2 protein-coding genes are annotated in these 1,281 nt (G+C 22.6%); one reads left to right on the top strand and one right to left on the bottom strand.

What is annotated here, in order from left to right; genetic code table 11:
- On the bottom strand, positions 1-866 hold an 866-nt coding region (locus LS64_RS12120; protein ID WP_034569081.1), incomplete at its 3' end, for a hypothetical protein.
- A 3-nt stretch (positions 867-869) separates the two neighbouring features.
- On the opposite strand from LS64_RS12120, the gene LS64_RS13740 reads away from it, so the two are divergent.
- A complete protein-coding gene (locus LS64_RS13740; RefSeq protein WP_272916617.1) occupies positions 870-995 on the top strand; it encodes a hypothetical protein in 126 nt (41 codons plus the stop codon).
- Positions 996-1,281: the final 286 nt, after the last annotated feature.

Consider the following 1,281-nt stretch of genomic DNA (forward strand, 5'->3'; position numbering starts at 1 on the left):
AATTCAATATAAGTGCCAGGTGCAAATGGTTTAGTTATATCAGCATATACTTTTTGGCTATCTATATTAGAATCTGTTTTGTGTATTATTATTTGTGTAATATCTTCTTTTATAGATTCTATTTTACATTCTATGCAATCTATATGTTGTTGTATGTTTGTGTATAGAGTGTTTATAAAGTAATGTTGTAGATTATTGTTTAGTATTATAGAATCTTGTTTTGTGTGATTAGATTCTATATTTTCTATAAATTCTATATTAGATTCTATGTGTGTTAAATCTTTGTCTTTATAAATATTGATTATATTTTTATTAGATTGTATAGAATCTTTTGTATTATTTGTGTGTTTAGATTCTGTATTATTAGAATCTTTGTTTGTGGATTCTATTACATTATTTTGTATTTGTGTATGATTATAGATGTTTTGTATTTCTTTTGTGCTTATGTAATATATTGCATTGTTTAGAATCTTGTCTTGTGAGTAATAGTTTGCACTAAATTCTTTTAAGACTATTTTATCTTTTAGAATCTTTAAAGTATTTCCATTAAAATACAAATAAATTCTAGCTTTAAAATATACCTTAGCATATTTATTTTGATAGTTATTTGGTGTTATAATAAATTGTGTTTTATTATTTGCTAGATTAAATGGAGTATTGTAGTATGTGGTTTCATTCACTAGATTTATAATAAAAAAGTCTGCTTTATGTATATCTTGTATATCAAAGCTTACGCTACCATCACCACTACTTGTTTTAATGGGATATATCATATTAGAATTACTACTTATATTCCTTATTTCTACTTGCTTATTTGCTAATGGAGAATTAGTATCATAATCTAGTAGTTTAAAGGATAGTTGCATTAATTGCCTTTGGTTTTGCCTATGGATTCTATAATTATTTTGTATGTTAGAATCTTAGCTTATATTGTTGAATATTATAATAAAGATTTATATTTTGTGTTTATGAGTTTTTATGGTTTTATTTATTAGTTGTATTCTGTATAGAATCTAAGATAATAATTAATAACTTGCAATATTAATAAAATCTATTTTAATATATTATAGAATCTATCTTGATATATTATAATGATATATTTTTATGTATTTTCTATTTTATTTATAGAATCTATTTTATTTTTTTATTTTTTGTTTTCTGTTTTATTTGCAGAATCTAAATTTATGTGTTAATATTACTCTAGCTTTAAATCTAACTTATCCATCATTTCTTTACTCCAGCCTTGTGGTGGATTTGCTTTAGATGGATAGATTCTAGGGT

The sequence above is a fragment of the Helicobacter saguini genome, assembly GCF_000762875.2.
Taxonomy (GTDB): Bacteria; Campylobacterota; Campylobacteria; order Campylobacterales; family Helicobacteraceae; genus Helicobacter_A; species Helicobacter_A saguini.